This is a genomic window from Prosthecobacter sp. GW821-HT29F12 (assembly GCF_058803405.1).
Genome location: NZ_CM179517.1, coordinates 6,620,551 through 6,637,481, shown reverse-complemented (window position 1 = coordinate 6,637,481; position 16,931 = coordinate 6,620,551). Strand labels below are relative to the sequence as shown.

The window sequence follows — 16,931 nt, the reverse complement described above, 5'->3', positions numbered from 1 at the left end:
GTAAATCATCACGCGATCAACTCCGCAATCGGCCTGCCATTTTCCACAATGTGAACCGGACGGCCGTTGAGATCATTGAGGGTGACCTTGGAATAGTCGATGCCGAGATGATGATAAATCGTGGCCAGGAAGTCGCTCGCATTGCAGGGGCGCTCGACCACATCTTCACCGCGCTTGTCGCTGGCGCCGATGATGCCACCCGTCTGGATGCCGCCGCCGGCCCACACATTAGTGAAGGCACGCGGCCAGTGGTCGCGTCCTGGCTGCAGCGTGCCGGTGGGTCCGCTGGCATCACCCGCGCCTGTGCTGCGGTCAAAGCTGATCTTCGGCGTGCGGCCAAACTCACCTGTAACAACAACAAGCACGCGTTTATCGAGCCCACGCGCATAAATGTCCTCGATGAGCGCGGACACTGCACGGTCATAGGTCGGCATGCGGAAACGCAGCGCTTCAAACTGATGCTGGTTCACCGCATGGTCGTCCCAATTGTTCACTCGGCCACACAGCGGGCCGCTGAGACTGCTGGTCACAATTTCAACGCCTGCTTCGACAAGGCGACGCGCCAGCAGAAGCTGCTGCCCCCAGCGGTTGCGTCCATAACGGTCACGAATGGCGGCATCCTCCTTGCTCAGGTCAAAGGCATCGCGGGTGTGCGGATTCGTCAGCAGCGTGGCCGCCTGGGCTTCAAATTCATCCAGCGCACCGAGTTCGCCCTCGCGATCAAACGCACGCTCCATCTTGTCCAGGCTCTTGCGCAAAACGATGCGGTCGCTGAGACGGCGATTTTCGGATTCGTCAGCCAGCCCGATGTTCGGCACCTGAAAGCTCGGGCGGTTTGGATCATCGCTCACCGCGAATGGCGCATACGCATCGCCGAGATAAGCCGGACTCGAATACTCTGGCGATGCCGCAGGCACACCGATGTAATTTGGCAGCGGATTCGTTCGCCCGCCCTCCTTGGCACGCAGGTAATGCGCCACCGACATCCAGTCGGGCAGACGCGGCTTCGGCTTGTCTCGTGTGTCACTGTCACCGGAAAACATCTGCATCGTCCCTGCCGGATGTCCGCCCGCCGATTGGTTCATGGAGCGCACAATCGTGAACTTGTCCGCGATCTTCGCATTCATCGGCAGCATCTCGGTGAACTGCATGCCCGGAACCTTGGTGCTGATCGTCTTGAACGGCCCGCGATACTCGCTGCTGGCCTCCGGCTTCGGATCGTAGGTGTCGATGTGCGACTGCCCGCCCGGCAGCCACACCATAATGATGGACTTGCGCTCACCCTTCGGCTTCGCCGCATTTTCCGCACGCAGCTTCAGCAGGCCCGGCCAGCTCAGCGTCGCCATTCCTGACAATCCAAACTGCATGAAACTGCGGCGCGACAGCGGACCGGCGCAGCGAACGAGAGAAGGGGGCTGAATAATGGATGACATGCACTGAAACATACGCTCGGAGATGCATCTCTTTATCGGGCAATGCTTCGGCAAAACTCACGCCATCAAACCTGGAATCGGCCGGCCATGATCGACAATCGGCGTCGGGCGGCCGTTGAAGTCATTGATCGTGACCTTGGAGGCATCAATGCCCAGATGGTGATAGATCGTCGCAAGAAAATCCCCCGCGCTGCACGGCCGCTCGATCACGTCCTCGCCTCGTTTGTCCGTGGCACCAATGACCGCCCCCGTCTGGATGCCACCACCGGCCCAGATGTTGGAAAAAGCCCGCGGCCAGTGGTCGCGGCCCGGTTGCAGTGTGCCCGCAGGTCCGCTGGCATCTCCCGCTCCCGTGCTGCGGTCAAAGGTGATTTTCGGCGTGCGTCCAAACTCACCCGTGACGACCACCAGCACGCGTTTGTCGAGCCCCCGTGCATAGATGTCCTCGATCAGCGCGGACACCGCCTGATCATAGTTTCCCATGCGGAATCGCAGCGCCTCAAAGATGTGGTGGTCCACCGCATGATCATCCCAAACTTGAGTGCGACCGCACAGCGGACCATGCAGGCTGCTGGTGATGATCTCCACTCCCGCCTCCACCAGACGCCGCGCGAGCAGCAGCTGCTGCCCCCAGCGATTGCGTCCATATCGGTCCCGTGTCCGCACGTCTTCTTTGCTCAGGTCAAAAGCATCGCGCGTCTGTGAACTCGTAAGCAGCGACATCGCCTGGGACTCAAACTGGTCGAGCGCACCGAGTTCGCCCTCGCGATCAAACGCGCGTTCCATCTTGTCGAGGCTGCGACGCAGCGCGACGCGGTCGCTGAGCCGGCGCGTCTCCGCCTCATCCGGCAGGCCAATGTTCGGCACTTCAAAACTCGGGCGGTTCGGATCCTCGCTCACTGAGAACGGTGCATAGGATGCGCCCAGATATGCCGGTCCGCTGTAGGACGCATTGATCGGATTGACGCTGACATAGTTTGGCAGCGCCTGCGACCGCTGTGGATTTTTGGAGCGCAGATAGTGCGCCACGGACATCCAGTCCGGCAGACGCGGCACTGGTTTGTCGCGCGTATCAGGATCACCCGAGAGCATTTGCAGCGTTCCTGCCGGATGCCCGCCCGCCGTTTGATTCATCGAGCGCAGCACCGTGAACTTGTCCGCAATCTTCGCCTGCAACGGCATCAACTCCGTGAAATGCGTGCCCGGGATCTTGGTGGAAATCGTCTTGAACGGCCCACGATACTCGCTGCTGGATTCCGGCTTCGGATCGTAGGTGTCGATGTGCGACTGACCGCCCGGCAGCCAGACCATGATGATGGATTGACGCTCACTCTTGGGCAGCGCCGCGTTAGCCGCACGCAGCTTGAGCAGGCTCGGCCAGCTCAGGGTCGCCATGCCGGTCAGACCAAACTGCATGAAAGCGCGGCGCTGCATGGGACCGGCGCAACGCACGGAAGAAGGAGGCTGGATGAGGGAGGACATGGGAAAAATTCACGTAATAAAAAGCGGCCTTTCCTCCCAGCGAATGAGCTACTTCGCCCCAAACGCCACCAGCTCTTTTCCTGCGCCATCCCACACTCGCAGGATGCTGTCTTCACCACCGCCGATGATGGCGCTGCCATTGGGCGCGCTGACGGCGGCCTGCATGTAGTCTGGCAGATTGGCCATGGCGCGGACTTCGGTGCCATCGTCGGTGACAATGCGGATGCGGTTGTCACCCGCGGAGGTGACGATTTGATTCGTGGCCCCGATGAACTGCAACGAAGTGACCTCCTTGGTCCAGCCTTCGATCTTTCTCTTCCGCTCGCCGATGATCATGTCCCAAGTCACCACCGTGCCCTCCGCACCCGCCGTGGCAAGCACGCGGCCATCACTGCGGAACGCAACACCCATGACGTGATGAGTGTGGCCTTCGAAAAGGTTCAACTGCTTGCCCGTGGCGATGTCAGTGACACGCGCGATTTTATCCGCACCACCGGAGGCCAGACGCTTTCCATCCGGCGAGTAATCAAGGCAGAGCACCGTATCAGCATGCTTTTCCTTCCAGGTCTGCGTGGCCTTGCCAGTTGCGACGTCAAAGAAAATGATGTCGCCGCTGCGTGACAGCTCACCGCCCCCTGTGGCGAGGGTTTTGCCATCGGGACTGAACCGCACCGCATTCACACGATCGGCAAACAGCCCCTTCTGATCGATTTTGCGCTCCAAGACCCATTGCTTCGAAGTGCCCGCCGACTGCGTCACGGACTTGCTCGCCACAAATGAACCATCGGGAGAGGAGGTGATTGTCGTAATCGCTGCAGCACTGCCGGCGCTTTCTTCAATCGGCGTACCAGTGGCAGTTCCCCAGACGCGCAGGCTGCCATCATCGAACATCGAGGCCACACGCAGCGCATCGGCGGAGAATGATACGGCGATGGGTTTTGCGGTGGTCTTCGTCAATGCCAGCTTCGCAGCAGCGAGATCGGTCGTGGCCTTGTCCTGCACAGTTTTCGCGGCAGCGATGGCGGCATTCGCAGCAGCAACCGCCTTGGCATTGACGGCTTTGGAATCCGTGATGCGCTTCAAGTCATCCTCGGCGTCTTTCACATTGCTCTGCGTGGCGGAGACGGCCGCGAGCGCGGAAACCTCCGTCATTTTTGCGGTGATGAGCTTTTCTTGCGCGGCCTTGAGCTCCTTCTCAAGCGCAGCATCAGGTTTGCCGCCAGGCAATGCTTTGATTTTGGCAGCGACTTCATCGACAGCTTTCTGTGCCGTCGTTTTCGCCTCGGTGGTCGGCGGCACGGCTTTCTGCTTCTCGGGCAGCACCTTGTTCATGGCCACGATGGCTTCCTTGGCTTTGCCCAGTAGAATATCCAGAGCCTTGTCCTGGGCCTCGATTCGGGTGATCTCACCCTTTTGAAATGCCTGCTCCAAGGTCTGCGCCGCGATGATCCAGTCCAGTTCCGCCATCTTCTTTGCCGCCGCCACACTGCCGCGCAGTTCAATGACCGGCTTCGCGGTCGCCGCATCCCACACACGCACCGAGCCATCCTCACATCCTGTGACCACCTGCTTGCCATCGGCAGACATCGCACTGCTCAGGACAGTGACTTTGCCGGTGGTGGAAATCTTTTTGATCAACTCGGCGCTCGCGGGAGCCGAGGACGTTTTCGCGGCACTCGCCATTGGCTTGCCTTCTGCCAGTTTCCAAATCTTCACCTCACGAAAGCTGCCGCTCGCGAGGCGCGTGCCGTCCGGGCTGAATGAAAGCGACTGCACCAGCGCGCGGTGCGCTGCGCCATTTTTCTCCGCAGGGTCGCTGATCTGCGCGACGAACTGTCGCGTGGCCATGTCATAAACATAGATATGGTTCGAACGCCCGCAGGCGACGTACCGCCCGTCCTTCGTCATCGCCACGCTGTAAATCGGATCAATGCTGGCGGAGAATGCCTGCAGCACCACTGCGCGCTCCACCATCACCGAACCCTTTGCACCCTGGTCAATCCAAGCCTTCAAAGTGGCGATCTGCTCAGGGATCAGATTCACTGCGCCAGACTTGTTGTTCGGCGGCGGCATTTCCATGTCCTTCGTATGCAGCGAAGCCGTAACGATCAGACTTTCTGCCCCGTTGCCCGGAATGATCGCAGGACCGCTTTCGCCGCCTTTGATCATCAACTCCGGTGTCTCCATGTTCAGATCTGCTTTCGTCGTCGTCTTGTTATGACACGAAATGCAGTTCGCTTTCAGGAACGGATAAACGTCCCGATAGTAGTCGAGATCGGCCGCCAGAGCGGCGGTCGATGTGAACAAGAGAACGAGGAGTGAATGCGGCTTCATCACTTGCTGGCGGTGGTGGTTGCTGCGGGTTTCACCGAAACGCGGATCGGTTCAGAAATGAGTATCTCCACAGTGTCGGTGGGCGAAGCCGCCGTGGTGATGGCCTTCATGCGGCTGGTGGCTGCAGCCATCGCTGCCTCGGCCTGCTTTTGCTTCTCGGCGGCCTTCTTCGCGGCTTCCGCATCCGTCGCGGCAAGTTTTTTAGCTTCGGCGGCCACTGCGGCAGCGAGTTGCTCGGCCTTTTTCTGTTCGGCTTCGGCCAGTGGCACGGCAGCAGGATTGTAGCGGTATTTGCAAATGCCCAGGCTCTGGAACGCAAAGGTGTAATCTCCCGGCGCGATCTTCAACGCGGCAAGATCAAGCACAGCCTCGTAGGTGGCTGCTTTGAGAGGAATATCGAACTCCTTGATGGCGCTGAAACCTTCGCCGTAGGCCTTCACCTTGATCGAGGTGCCGTTGAACTCATTGCGCCAGGTGAGCTTGAGCGGGATTTTCAGCGTCTCGCCCACCTTGGCCTCAAAGACCTTGTTTTCAGCAGTGGCGATGGTCAGTGGTGCCTGCTCGGAATCACTCACGGAAACCGGAACGTCAGCCATGAGACGCGGCGCAGGAATCTCGCCCTTCGCATCTTTCACCGGCCATTCCATGCTCGCCACACGCACCGGGCGCGTCACGACTGCCCCATTGACTGTGGCTTTGCCAGTGATTTTCGCCAGCGAGAAACCGCGCTTCGCATCGCTTGAGGCAGTCAGAATCAGATGACCATAGGGCTTGCCTTTCGCGATCTTCAATCCGGCGGCACTCACCCCAGGCGGCAGGTTTTCCATGCCGATCTCAATCTCGCCATCGAACCCGTCGCGACGCTGTACTGCGACCTCAAAGGCACGCGTCTCACCCGCACGCAGAGCCATCGGCTTGGAAAGCGCAGCGCGGTCACCGTTGCGCAGTGTCATGTGAACAGCCCAGGCAGCGAGGGAGAAATCGGGCGTGGCCTGACGCACGATGAGGCGATAAATGTTGTTCGCATCGCTGCGCGTACCCCCGAACAGATCGCGCACCTGCAGGCGGTAGGTCCCGTCTTCCTTGATCTCAAACTTGCCGTTCACATCAGGGGAACCGGCGTCATACGGCGGGCCGTCATAAGAGTAGCCGTTGCTGGTGACCTTCATGGGTGGCGCGATGTCGTACAACTCGGCCACATCGGTCAGCGTTTCTTTTCCACCCGTTGCTTTTACCTGCTGCACGAGCACAAAGGGATCCGTGTTCAAGCCGAGGCGCTCTGAGGCCACTTCGACCCACCAGGTTTCGCCTTTCTTGGCGGTGAACTCAAAGGTATCGACATCCGCCGCGGGGAAAAAGGAACCGGCAATGTCACAAGGCAGCGTGATCTTCTGCGCTTCAGAAGGTTTGTTGTTCGGCTCCGTTTCATTAACCTTCGCAGTCGCAGCAAGACCGGCTGGCGGCCAGGACATTGCGCTGACGGTCTGCGTTTGTGGCTGACGTGGCGCAGGTCCGGTGCCCGGCACTTCCTGCAAAGCGAGGCGATAGAACAGGCGCTCGCCTCCTTGATAGGTGAGATCGCTCACCTTGATCAGGTAGGTGCCATCAGCAGGTGGGGTGAAGTCGATCACGCCTCCCGTGCGGTTCACTTTCAAATCACCGCCCTTGGCGTCCGCCAGAATCAGCACCGGCGTCAGTCGGGAGTCAATGCCCGTAGCAGCGCAGTCCACTGCCACGCGTTTCCCTTTCACGCCTTGGAATGCATAAAAATCCACCGACCGCTTCGTCATCGTCGCATTGCAGATGGTTCCCAGAGGCAGCACCATCGCCGTCTCCACCGAGTTGTTCGCCTTGGTGCGAATCACCTCCGGCAGTTTGTTCACCGAAAACGCACGCGCTGCCGAGACCCCAAGTCGTGACATCACCCGCGCATCATAAACGCCAACCGGTGCATCCGCCGCAATGCTCACGGTGAACTTGTTCTCCGTACCTGCGACCGGCTTCGCGGTGATCTTTGGCGTCGAGAACATCAGTTCGCTGATGTTCTCCGTGTTCTCGCCGGTGATCGTGACCTCAACAGTCGTGCCCGCCTGTCCGCCCATGGGCATGACCGTGAGCAGACGTGGCAACGGCAGTGTGACCTGCTGGGCGAGGGCCGAAGCAGCCATCCATGTGAAGACGGCGAGTGTGAGTGTGGATTTCGCGAGCATAGATTAGTGATTGTACAAAAATTCCTTCGTATTCAGCAGCGCCCAAAGCAGGTCTTCGTAGCCGTTGCGCTTCGCACGCTGGGAATCGAGCGGTTTCCCAGCAGCATCAGTGCGGGGCTTGACGACATAATTTTCACTGATTCGCACTTCATCGGCGGTGGGTTCGCGGGAGAAGGCGGCGAGGTAGAGCTCACGGATGCGCTTGGGCTCGGGCATCTCGGCCTTGCTCAAGGATTCGGCGCGCCCCCCGCTGGCGGTGAGCTTGGCCTTCACGTCGGCGGCGTTCATGAGGTGCAGGCTTTGCGCCAGGCTGGCGGACGACACGCGCTCGCACTCGCAGACGCTGGCGCCTTCAGGACGGCCGAAGACTTTGAGGAAAGGAGCGGCGCGGTTGTAGCTGTTGTCCGGCAGCGATATGGCGCGTGTGCCAGCGGGGAGGTCGGCGAAGTCGGTCTTGGAACCGGTGACCATGTCGATGCTGTCGAGCATGACCTCGGCGGTCATGCGTCTTGGGTAGTAGTGGGAGTAGGCCTGCCGATCGACGGCATTGTACTGGTTCGGCGTGGAACTGAGCTGATATGCATGGCTTTGCGTGATGGTGCGCACGAGTGCTTTCAAATCGTAACCGCTGTCCGTGAAGCTTTTGGCCAACGCCTCGAAGAGATCGGGATTGGTCGGCGGATTCGTGTCGCGCAGATCATCCTCGGGCTCAACGAGACCACGCTTGAAGAAATGCTTCCAGTAGCGGTTCACGAGAGACTTGGCGAAGAAGGGATTGTCCTTCTTGCTCATCCAATCCACCAGCGCGAGGCGGGGATCGTCATCTGGGGCGATGTCCAGTTCCGGCTCGCCGAGACCGGCGGGCTTCAGCATCACGCGAGTTTTGCGATGCTCGGTCTGCGCGATGCCTCGCTTGTGGAAAATGAGGTCTTCGCCGGCGATGGCGGTCGGTTTGCGACCAATCTGGCTGAAGAACGCGGCGAGGTGGTAGTACTCCGCTTGAGTCCAGCGTTCAAAGGGATGATGATGGCATTGCGCGCACTGCATGCGCACGCCGAGGAAAAGCTGTGCAACGTCTTCGAGCTGCGTGGTGGGCTCTTTCACGCGCTTATACCAGGCTACCGGAGGATTTGAAACGATGGTGCCGGTGGAGGCGAGGATCTGACGCACGATCTGGTCGTACTTGGTGTTCGCCAGCAGGCTGTCGCGCATCCAGGCGTGGAAAGCGAAGTTCGAGGTGATGTCTGCCGCTTCCGAACGGGTGTTCTTGAGAAGCGAAGTCCATTTGTTGGCGAAGTAGTCCGCGTAGTCGGGGCTGTTCAGAAGGGTCTCGATGGCGCGGTCCCGCTTGTCAGGCGCCTGGCTCTCCAGGAAAGCCTTTGTCTCTTCCGCCGTAGGCAGGCGGCCACCGATGTCGAGCGAGATGCGGCGCAGAAAGGTCGAATCGTCGCAAAGGGGTGAAGGTGGCACGCCAATCTGCTTCAAATTGGCAAACACATGCTGGTCGATGAAATTCTTTACCGGTGGAAGCGAGTCAACGGGCGCGCCCAGTGGAATCGAGACGCTGCAGACGGAAACACGGCCACCAAAGCGCACCATCACAGCCACATTACCGGGAATATCCAAGGTCTTTACCAATCCCTGCTCTCCTGCCTCGGCCATGGCGCGGTCATTGGCTTCAAAGAGCGCCAGTTTGGTCACATCCCGGCTGCTGCCATCCGAGTAGCGTGCGGTTACTTTGAGCTGCTGCGTGGTCTTAACTTTCATCGTCACGCGCGCTGGTTCCACCAAGATGCTGCTGAGCTTGGCCTCATCCTTTTGCGCATAGTTCATGCCTTCGGCAATCCAGCGCACGAGCATCTTGTAGTCTTCGGAGCCCGGTTCCAGTTTCTTCCCGCCTGTGTGCGGCACGATGGCTGCGCCCTTGGTGATGAGCAGACTTTCCTCCGGGGCCGGCGGAAACACACGCCGCCCCTTCCCCTGCTTCACAATCGCTTCGTAATCTTCTTCAGGCTCAAATCCCAGCACGCTCAGACGGAAGCCGCGCTGCCCGGTGATCGCCTTGGCATGGCATACACCTGCATTGCAGCCTGCCTTGGTGAGGATGGGCTGAATATCATTGACGAAGCTTAAGGGGCGTGACGATTCCGCCGCGAAACTCGTTCCGGCGAGCATCACGATCATCCATGCTTTAAGAGGTGCTTTCATTGTTATCACTTCAAACCTACGGTTTGGGGCACCCCTTTTTCGCATTCAGTAACTTTAGTATTAACTTCAATCACAATGAGACAGCTCGCATTTGCCGCTCTTTTCACCCTTGCAACTCCCTCCTTGGTCTTGGGCTGGGGAGAGCCGCATCATGCCATCACACGTGCGGCGCTGGAGGTTTTGCCGGCGTGGCAAAAGGAGGCACTGGGTGGTGAATTGGCGCAACTGGGAGACAACTACTGCATGATCCCGGATCATGTGTTCTCGGACAAGGAAAACGCCAAGTACGCCAAAATGGAGTCAGTGCCCAACGAGGTGTACTTGAAGATCCTGCACCTGCCGACGCAGCAGCCGGAATATCTTGAGGCGATGCGTTACTTCATGGAGCAGGCGGTTGCATCTTTGCGCAACGGGAAGCTTGGCGATGCAGCGCGTTACATGGGCACGGTCTGCCATCAGATTGAAGATTATGGCAGTCCTTCGCACACGGTGCCCGGGGACAACATGTTTACGCTGCTGCAGCAGTTCCTGCCGCCTTCGGATTCCATGAAGGGCCAGCTCATGCATGGACCGATTGAGAACGGGGACTTCAAGGTGAGCATTGAGGGGTATCAACCGAAGCTGCTTGGAACCACGGTGAATGAAGCTGCATGGAGGCTCATGCACCGGGTGCATGATGAGATTCTGAATGCGCGCAGCACCACGGTGCCGATCATCCAGGCACTGTACAAGGAGGACAAGGGAAGTGTCGTGAAGCATCAGCTGCGGGCGGCGACGATGGACGCACAGGTGGTGGCGGATGCGGTTTATACGATCCTTTGCCTCGGGATGCAGAAGTTTGCAGCGGAAGAGCAGGCGGCGCTGAAGGAGGTGCAGATTGGCAGCTTCTTTCCACTGGAGGCTGCCAGTTGCTACTATCCGCAGTCGCAGTTTTTCAGCTCGCCGAACTGGGGGCATGCGCGCAGCGGGGTGATTTTGGCGGGTGGGACCGCGGAGATTCCGCTCAAACTTTGTGTCGGATCCAGCAATCAGGAGTTCAAAAATGGGATCAGCGCGGGCATGGGGAAGGCGCTGACTTTTTTGCTGCCGAAAGATGTTTATGCGCGCTTCACGGTGCTGGCGGGATTGCATCCGGAATTGGGGGCCAAGGGGCGGGTAGAGTTTACGGTCAGCGGGGATGGCAAGGTGCTGACGACGGCTATTCTGAATGGGACTGATCCGGCGAAGTTGCTGGAATGTGATGTGGCAGGGGTGACGGAGCTTCAGCTTGCGCTGACCTCACGGGGTCTGGATGCGAAGAGCAACTATGCGATCTGGGCGGAGCCTACTTTGGTGAAACCTTGAGGATGCTGTCCAGCCACTCGTAAGCGGCTTGGCGTTCGGCTTCGGGGAAGTCGTGGGGGGCGTCGGGTGTGACTAGGGTGAGGTTTTTTTCGGCTTTGAGTAGGGTGTAGATTTCGGTGGCTTTGGTGAAGGCTTTGCGGACGCCGGTGATGTCGAAGTTGGTGTCGTGGATGGGGGAGTTGGAGAAGACGGCGCGGGGGGCGATGGCGGCGAGGATTTCGTAGAAGTCGAAGGGGATTTTGTCGGCGTTGTTTTCGTACATATCGCGGATGCGGGGCATGTAGCGGTCGCTGGTCCAGCCGGCGACTTTGCCGCTGTAGTAGTCGTGGAAGGGGGTGAAGCCGCAGCTGGTGACGACGGCTTTGATGCGATCATCGAAGACGGCGGTGAAGAGTGAGTTGTGTCCGCCGAGGGAGTGGCCGATGACGCCGATGCGGTCTTTGTTTACCTGGGGGAGCGATTGCAGGAGATCGACGGCGCGCATGTTGTTCCAGATGGCTTTCATGGAGCCGCTGGCGTGGTGAGAACCCTGGGTTTTGAAGTCGTAGGGGTATTCGCCGAAGGAGGGATAGTCGGGGACGAGGCAGACGTAGCCGCGTTCGGCGAGTTCGTGGGCGTAGTGGAGGGAGGGCTTGCCGCCGAGGCCTGCGGGTTCGTCTTTGCCGATCTGGGTGGTTTGATGGAGGCAGAGCATGGCGGGGGCTTTGGTGGCCTCATGGGGAATGAGGAGCCATGCGGGGACGCTATCGCCGAGTTCGGGGGTGAAGTGGATTTTGCGGCGGAGGTACTTGGGTGTTTTTTCTTCGGAGATGATTTTTACATCGAGAGGTGTCCAGCGGGAGGTGTCGTGGAGGGGGCCCATGACTTGCTGCATGTTGTTTTTGATGTGAGTGACGCGTTCGGCCCAGTCGGCGGCGGTTTGGACGGGGCGGTCGGTGCCTTTGCTATCGCGGACGATGAGGAGGCTGGAGTGGTCGGGGTAAGGGATGGCTGATGGTGCTTCAGCGGGTTTGATTTGGTCCGGGCGGGTGAGGAATTCTTTGGGGGTGACGGCATGCACTGCGGTCATGATGCGGTCTTCGACATCGGGGGCGAACTTGGTGGGGCGGTCGTAGTAGACCATGGCACCGGCGCCTTCGTAGCCGCCTTCTTCGAGGATACGACGTGAGGGGACGTAGCAGGGGACGTCGTTGGAGTAGCCGTTGACCCACATGCGGGAGCGGTCGAATTCGCGTTTGATGCGGAGGGAGTAGTCGACGGTGATTTCGCCGGGGAGGAAGACCATGGCCATGTCCTTGCCGAAGCTCCAGCGCTGGACGAGGTAGGGCAGATGGGTAGGGAGTTTTTCGCCGCGATCGAGACGGGCGAGGTTCTTCTTTGCGTGGTAGGCGATGGCAGGCGTTTTGGAGGCGGCGAGGGTCTGCCATTCTTCGCGGGTGGGGAGGGTGTCGAAGGCGAGGTCAATTTGTTTGGCCTGGCAGGCGAGCGGGCCGGTGAGGGGTTTGAGTTCGCTGGTGGCGATGCGCTTGGCTTCGGCGCCGAGGTCTTCGCCGTATTGTTTGACGAGTTCCATGGTGCGGCGTGGGTTGGGATTTTGATCGGCTCCACAGCCGAGGGCGGTGAGGGCGATGGCTCCGGGGAATTCGCGCTGGAGGGCTTCTTGCGCGACGCCTGCCCAGTCGCCGTGGATTTCATCGATGCCGATGGTGGTGCAGTGGCAGGCGTAGCTGGTGAAGATGGCGCGGACTTTGCCATCGGTGCCGGTGATACGAAGGACGGGGAGATCGTGGTCGATGGGCTTCAGTGGGAAAAGGCGGCGGTTGGCGGCGAAGCCGACTTTGCCGATGCCCCAGGCGAGTGTGGAGGGTTTTCTATTTGCGAGTGCGGCGCGGGCGGCTTTTTCGATGTTGTCGGTGAGTTCGCGGGTGTAGCGCTCAATGGCCGGGAGGTGCTCGGCGGGGATGTCCATGCCGAAGAGATTGGGGAGCACGCCGATGAGCATGGGTGCGCAGTGGGTGTGGCTGGAGCAGATGGCGAAGCGGGCGTCGGTGGCTTTGGTGTCTGCTTGGAGACGGCGCAGGACTTCAGCGCGCATGGAGGCTGGGACGCCGACGTTGTCCACGGTGACGAGGATGGCGGGGCCTTCGGCATCAGCGCCGAGGGCGAGGGCTTTGGCGAAGATGTGCTGGGAGACGCCGGTGTTTGGGGCGCGACGGCCACCGTAGCCGCTGAGGCGGACGGGGTAGTCCGGGGTGATGTCGATGGAGGAGGCGCCGGCGGGGATGAGGGTGTCTGCGGAGAAGCCGGTCAGGGGCCAGAGCAGGAGGAAGAAGGCGAGGAGGCGGAGGTGCATGGGCGTGTGCTGGAGCACTACGCGGGGGCGGTGCCTGTTCTTTGCTCGACTGCTGAGGGCACTGACATGAGGGAGCACAGATTTAAACACCGCGAGAGTTTAGAAGACCGCAGAGAAGAGCTTCTGCTCCCGCGGTGGCCGTGATCATGGCTTCTCAGTTGTCGGGGCGGACGCCGGCTCAACCGTAAGCCAAAGAAAACACCGGAAGGTCTCCGCCTGGTCCTTCTTGTGCAACTCCAGCTTCTCAAATGAGGGACGAACGATTTTCATTCGGTGCTTTCCAAGCGCCTGATTCAGCGCTGTCACCGTCGGCGTGGCCATGACGGCCTGCGAAAAGCATGTGTGCAGAGCGGTCATCTTGGGATTGTGCATGTTTCCTGCTGAGCGCCGTGCAGCCTTCAATTCTTCTGGTGCGATGCGCTCCATCTGCTCGAAGAGCTCTCTCTGGAAAGTCGCATCCTCAACTAACTGGTGAATCGTGAGCGTTTGAAGTGAACTCAGATGACCAGAGCTTGAAAGGGTTTTGAGAGAGCCTGCAATGGACTTGGTTCCTCGATCAGCATCCGGCTGGTAAATCATTACATATCTGTCCCCGTCAACGCCTTTGAGCTTTGGGACAACGTTGGTCTCCCATCCCGCAGAGGCGAGTCGGCAACAGAGTACCATTGCGAGCAGGACTGTGCCAAAAGTGTTCATGGCGAGGGGCGCTGTGGGTTGGGCGAACAGGAGGATCAGGCGATGGCGAGCGGGAAGCGTTGAGACACCACAGTTGCCTTTCGATCCGTGGACTGCATCCGTTTTGTTCGCCTTACGTGGCCGATGGCCTGTGGATCTTTGGTGGCCTAAGGCGCGGCATAGACGTCTCGGGTCGTCAGAGAAATCTTTGTTAACTGTTCGGACTGATACTCATAGTGAGCAAAGTGGCTGGGATGCTGGAGACGTATCCAATGTCTCGGTATCCCAAACAACTCGGAGCGGCCTTGTCTCATGGGTAAACCGGCCTTCTCGGCAAATGCAAGCGCCTCCCCCATGGACGCAAAAGGTGTGATCTCACCGTCAAATGCCGGGGTGACATCCACATCCGCGACTTTGATAAAAATAGTCTGCAGCCTCTGATGCTCGTCGAACGTGAGCTCAAGCCCAAGGTCAGCAATCTGGGTGGAATATGAGTCGGGCATGTTCTCGTGGCTCCGGTCAAAGTCATAGGTGACTTCGGCATCGTTCATCTCGAGCAGATCGATGATCTCGTCACTCTTGAGTGGCTGATTGAGGAGTTCGAGTAGCGACATGCTGCGGTGGCTGAGGCGAGGAAATGGGTCAGTTAGGCGAACAGAAGGATCAGCAACAAAATCGTTGGGTTTGTCCCAATACTTTTATAGCCGATGGTTTTGTTGTCATATTGCGCAAAGCCACACAAAAGCGTCGATTCGCACGCAAGAACTTTGTTCTTTTGCACCCTTTCGTCGGATAACGCTCCCGACAACGCTAATACCACGCCTGGAGGAGCAGTTGCGCATGGTCATTCGGCGGCGGCAGATGTCGCCACGCATTGAGGAGACGTACACCGACGTGAGATCGTGAGTTTTGGAGAAAATCAGAATGCGCTCGGCTCAAGGACGGATGCGCAGCGGGGCGTTTTGTAGACGCTGCTGGTGGCCGTGGAGTGTGGCGGAGTGATGGGTTTGCTTTCCGGTGACTGACATGGGTACCAGGGTAGCCTCGCCAAGGCTCGGCAACCCTTCGCTATGTTACGTGACCCCGTTGGGGTCGGCGTATGGCGGAGTGAGGAGGCGGAAGATGGCTGCAGCCTGCGTAGGAGGTGCTGGGAGGCTGGAGGGCGGGCTGAGGAGGAAGGACGGGCTTCACCTCGCGAAAGCGGTGTCGGCGATGCAGGCTTGCGCCTTGCATCTGTGCCACCGCAGTCCACGACGCTGGCGCGTTGATTGAGAGGCCTTGAGCGTTGGAAAGCAGGGTGCCTATTCTTAGCCGATTTTGCTTCGATGAAACAAAGGCATTGAGGATGATGCGCGTGCTACGCGTGAACGCTGGGTGGCTGAAATCTTCTCGCATACCTTCGGCATGCGAACTTGAACACTGAGATCATTATCCCCTGGTCCGGTGGTTCTCGCTCGGCGAGCCTAGCTTCACCACCGGCTAATTTCTCTGCTCCTTCCAGGAGCGACAGCAGTGGTGGTGTTAAGTGAGGTTGAGACTTTTCGATGGTCTGGGGGATTGGGGAACGCTGGTCGACAGACAGGAGTGTCCTATTACAAAACATCTTTTCGGCCCTATTATACCTGCATAATTTAGGTTTGAGACGGTTCTTCTTGAAGTTTTATACACCTGTTTTATACTCATGCCGCCGCCCCTCTCCGTGGGTAACAGCGGCTTCCCCATGAGTGATTCAAAAACTTGGACTTTCTCCGGCATCCCCCATCTCTACCGTCACACGAAGGGCACATATTATGCCCGTCTCTCCATTGGCGGCAAACCGACTTTCCGCAGTCTCAAAACCAAGATTTTGAGCGTTGCGAAACCCCAGCTCAACGAGCTTCTTCAGGACAACGCCCATCGTGATGAGCTGGGCAAGGATACCATCATCACTGAGAAAATGACTGGAGCGGAGGCGCTAGCGATCCGCGAAAGCCAGCTTCAAAACGACCCATCCACCAAAAAGAGCACGAAGCGTTACTGGAGGGAAATTGTCGGCCTCATCAAGAAGACTTGGCCCGACTTCAAAACTTTGGAAATGCGCCGAATCTCTGTTCAGCACTGCGAGCAATGGGCAGGTGAGGCGGTCAAAGTGATGGCTCCCACTCGTTTCAACAATTGCCTCCTGATTTTGAAATCCCTGTTCAAGATCGCCATCAAACAAGGGGTGCGCCGCACCAATCCTGCCCTTGAGGTCAAGCGGGCAAAGATTCGCCCCAAAGACCTTTCCGGTAAGCTGCCCAGCAAAAGCAACTTCAAACAATGGGTGACCACCCTTCGCGCCGCTCGTGGCCGCACATCTCAAGACCAGGCAGATTTCGTGGAGTTTCTGGCATACACGGGTATGCGTCTTGGTGAATCAAAGTTCGTGCTCTGGAAACATTGCGATATTGCCAAAGGCGAAATTCTCGTGCTTGGCGATCCCACCGACGGGACCAAAAACGGCCTGTTTCGGCGCATTCCGATGATTGCAGCCGCCAGGGAGTTGCTGGAGAAGATGAAGGCCCGCAGAAAACCTGTTTCGCTTGATGAGCCGGTAATTCGTGTGAAAAGTGCTTATACGGCAATGGGGCGGGCGGCCAAAAGAATTGGCATCGCACCGCTTAGTCACCACGACCTGCGCCATCTTTTCGCAACGATTTGTATCGAGTCAGGCGTTGATATACCGACTGTCTCGCGCTGGCTGGGTCATCGGGATGGAGGGATTTTGGCAATGAAGGTTTACGGGCACTTGCGCAACGAGCATTCACTTCTGGCGGCGAGCCGTGTTTCTTTCGCTGCTTGAGTGCTGCGGTCCATTTCTTTGCACCCTTCGAGTCAGGCGTTGTCTTCTTCGCCTTCTTCTTGGCAACCCGT

10 protein-coding genes are annotated in these 16,931 nt (G+C 58.8%); 2 read left to right on the top strand and 8 right to left on the bottom strand.

The window, feature by feature from the left end:
• Positions 1-8: 8 nt before the first annotated feature.
• Genes AC3RLQ_RS27435 through AC3RLQ_RS27415 form a run of 5 tightly spaced genes read right to left on the bottom strand, consistent with a single transcriptional unit; the run spans position 9 to position 9,667 of the window.
• A complete protein-coding gene (locus AC3RLQ_RS27435; RefSeq protein WP_493031827.1) occupies positions 9-1,433 on the bottom strand; it encodes a DUF1501 domain-containing protein in 1,425 nt (474 codons plus the stop codon).
• A gap of 57 nt (positions 1,434-1,490) precedes the next feature.
• Positions 1,491-2,915 carry a DUF1501 domain-containing protein gene (locus tag AC3RLQ_RS27430; RefSeq protein WP_493031826.1) on the bottom strand — a complete coding sequence of 475 codons (1,425 nt, stop codon included), beginning with the start codon at positions 2,913-2,915 and terminating at the stop codon, positions 1,491-1,493.
• Between the two features lie 48 nt (positions 2,916-2,963).
• Complete coding sequence (locus AC3RLQ_RS27425; RefSeq protein WP_493031825.1) at positions 2,964-5,249, bottom strand: c-type cytochrome domain-containing protein; 2,286 nt, start codon at positions 5,247-5,249, stop codon at positions 2,964-2,966.
• Positions 5,249-7,459 carry a PPC domain-containing protein gene (locus tag AC3RLQ_RS27420; RefSeq protein ID WP_493031824.1) on the bottom strand — a complete coding sequence of 737 codons (2,211 nt, stop codon included), beginning with the start codon at positions 7,457-7,459 and terminating at the stop codon, positions 5,249-5,251. The genes AC3RLQ_RS27425 and AC3RLQ_RS27420 overlap by 1 nt, the downstream gene beginning before the upstream one ends.
• A gap of 3 nt (positions 7,460-7,462) precedes the next feature.
• The gene (locus tag AC3RLQ_RS27415; protein WP_493031823.1) at positions 7,463-9,667 is read right to left on the bottom strand and encodes a DUF1549 and DUF1553 domain-containing protein; all 2,205 of its coding nucleotides are present in this window, start codon (positions 9,665-9,667) and stop codon (positions 7,463-7,465) included.
• A 75-nt stretch (positions 9,668-9,742) separates the two neighbouring features.
• On the opposite strand from AC3RLQ_RS27415, the gene AC3RLQ_RS27410 reads away from it, so the two are divergent.
• A complete protein-coding gene (locus tag AC3RLQ_RS27410; protein WP_493031822.1) occupies positions 9,743-11,011 on the top strand; it encodes an NPCBM/NEW2 domain-containing protein in 1,269 nt (422 codons plus the stop codon).
• Here the strand turns inward: AC3RLQ_RS27410 and AC3RLQ_RS27405 are convergent.
• The 3 genes from AC3RLQ_RS27405 to AC3RLQ_RS27395 all read right to left on the bottom strand — a co-directional run bounded on the left by AC3RLQ_RS27405 (position 10,992) and on the right by AC3RLQ_RS27395 (position 14,653).
• Complete coding sequence (locus tag AC3RLQ_RS27405) at positions 10,992-13,364, bottom strand: neutral/alkaline non-lysosomal ceramidase N-terminal domain-containing protein (protein ID WP_493031821.1); 2,373 nt, start codon at positions 13,362-13,364, stop codon at positions 10,992-10,994. The two genes, AC3RLQ_RS27410 and AC3RLQ_RS27405, sit on opposite strands and share 20 nt — an antisense overlap.
• A 144-nt stretch (positions 13,365-13,508) precedes the next feature.
• Positions 13,509-14,060: a hypothetical protein gene (locus tag AC3RLQ_RS27400; protein ID WP_493031820.1), complete on the bottom strand. Its 552-nt coding sequence runs from the start codon at positions 14,058-14,060 to the stop codon at positions 13,509-13,511.
• A 146-nt stretch (positions 14,061-14,206) separates the two neighbouring features.
• Positions 14,207-14,653, bottom strand: a complete 447-nt coding sequence (locus AC3RLQ_RS27395; protein ID WP_493031819.1) for a hypothetical protein — start codon at positions 14,651-14,653, stop codon at positions 14,207-14,209.
• Positions 14,654-15,720: 1,067 nt separating this feature from the next.
• Here AC3RLQ_RS27395 and AC3RLQ_RS27390 point away from each other — a divergent pair.
• Positions 15,721-16,860 carry a site-specific integrase gene (locus AC3RLQ_RS27390; RefSeq protein WP_461525601.1) on the top strand — a complete coding sequence of 380 codons (1,140 nt, stop codon included), beginning with the start codon at positions 15,721-15,723 and terminating at the stop codon, positions 16,858-16,860.
• Positions 16,861-16,931: the final 71 nt, after the last annotated feature.

Coding starts and splice junctions, on each gene's coding strand:
- AC3RLQ_RS27435 (WP_493031827.1), bottom strand. CDS start 1,433: ATGTCATCCATTATTCAGCCCCCTTCTCTCGTTCGCTGCGCCGGTCCG.
- AC3RLQ_RS27405 (WP_493031821.1), bottom strand. CDS start 13,364: ATGCACCTCCGCCTCCTCGCCTTCTTCCTCCTGCTCTGGCCCCTGACC.
- AC3RLQ_RS27420 (WP_493031824.1), bottom strand. CDS start 7,459: ATGCTCGCGAAATCCACACTCACACTCGCCGTCTTCACATGGATGGCT.
- AC3RLQ_RS27395 (WP_493031819.1), bottom strand. CDS start 14,653: ATGTCGCTACTCGAACTCCTCAATCAGCCACTCAAGAGTGACGAGATC.
- AC3RLQ_RS27410 (WP_493031822.1), top strand. CDS start 9,743: ATGAGACAGCTCGCATTTGCCGCTCTTTTCACCCTTGCAACTCCCTCC.
- AC3RLQ_RS27390 (WP_461525601.1), top strand. CDS start 15,721: ATGCCGCCGCCCCTCTCCGTGGGTAACAGCGGCTTCCCCATGAGTGAT.
- AC3RLQ_RS27400 (WP_493031820.1), bottom strand. CDS start 14,060: ATGAACACTTTTGGCACAGTCCTGCTCGCAATGGTACTCTGTTGCCGA.
- AC3RLQ_RS27415 (WP_493031823.1), bottom strand. CDS start 9,667: ATGAAAGCACCTCTTAAAGCATGGATGATCGTGATGCTCGCCGGAACG.
- AC3RLQ_RS27430 (WP_493031826.1), bottom strand. CDS start 2,915: ATGTCCTCCCTCATCCAGCCTCCTTCTTCCGTGCGTTGCGCCGGTCCC.
- AC3RLQ_RS27425 (WP_493031825.1), bottom strand. CDS start 5,249: ATGAAGCCGCATTCACTCCTCGTTCTCTTGTTCACATCGACCGCCGCT.